Source organism: Caballeronia arationis, from assembly GCF_001544975.2.
GTDB lineage: Bacteria > Pseudomonadota > Gammaproteobacteria > Burkholderiales > Burkholderiaceae > Caballeronia > Caballeronia arationis.
In genome coordinates this window covers 1-845 of the sequence record NZ_FCOG02000528.1, presented here as the reverse complement: position 1 = coordinate 845, position 845 = coordinate 1, and the positions used below count along the sequence as shown (strand labels likewise).

The following is an 845-nucleotide window of genomic DNA, read 5'->3' as shown; positions in this document are numbered from 1 at the left end:
CGACAGAAATCGCGCTTTATCATGCACTTGGAAAACTACCCGAGCCTCCGTCGACCCACAGTTTTTACTGACGAACCATCTTTGCTACGTGAGCTTAGTTCCGCGTCCGCTGCTGAAAAAGACACGCTGGAAGCCAAGCAAGAACAACTTGCGAATGCCCTATGGCGTGCCGTCGTGCCAGAGCTACCCAAGCTTCTCGATGCGTATTCCGCTACCCGCGACCTGAAGGGCATCGCGACCAGACTGTCGTGTTCGACGAGAGAGGCTCTGCTGAAAGAAGTCGACACGCTTCTGCGCGATTACGACATCGACCTTAGCGTCCTGGATACGAAGGTAGAAATCGAGAACGACGTTGCATTCGAGGATGGGCAAGCCGATGAAAGAATCGCCGTCGACTATCAGCGCCTTCACGATGCACTCGCGAAAGCGATTCGCAAATTCGTGGTTCGCGTGGCCGATAAGGCAGTCGGTCAGTGCCGGTCTGCGCTCTTGCAACTTGACAAGCTCACACAGGGGTTAGAGGCGTCTCTTTCTACGCACGAGGAAGAGTTGCTTGTCATGAAGAGCAACCTCCGGTCTGAATTCGATTGATTTGATTGCCGGGGGAACGCGACCAATGTTCCAAAAAATGTCTAATTCAAGCCAATATAGAAAAGAGACAGTGTGAGCACTACGTGTGACATCCCCTAGCTTATCGACAAAGAACCTGTCCGGCCCTTTCAATGGGTCATATTCGCTCTTCGTTTTCTGACGACCCTGTTCGACGGATGCGGATTTCGGCGATGGTGATCAGCCGTTTCGGTGAACGTGATCAGTATGGAAGTTGGTGTTGCGCGGTCAGAGAA

Annotated in this window: 1 pseudogene; it reads left to right on the top strand. The window is 52.5% G+C overall.

The features are described 5' to 3' along the window. Nucleotides 1–591, top strand: a pseudogene (locus tag AWB81_RS43650) (hypothetical protein); the annotation flags it as partial. Nucleotides 592–845 lie beyond the last annotated feature (254 nt).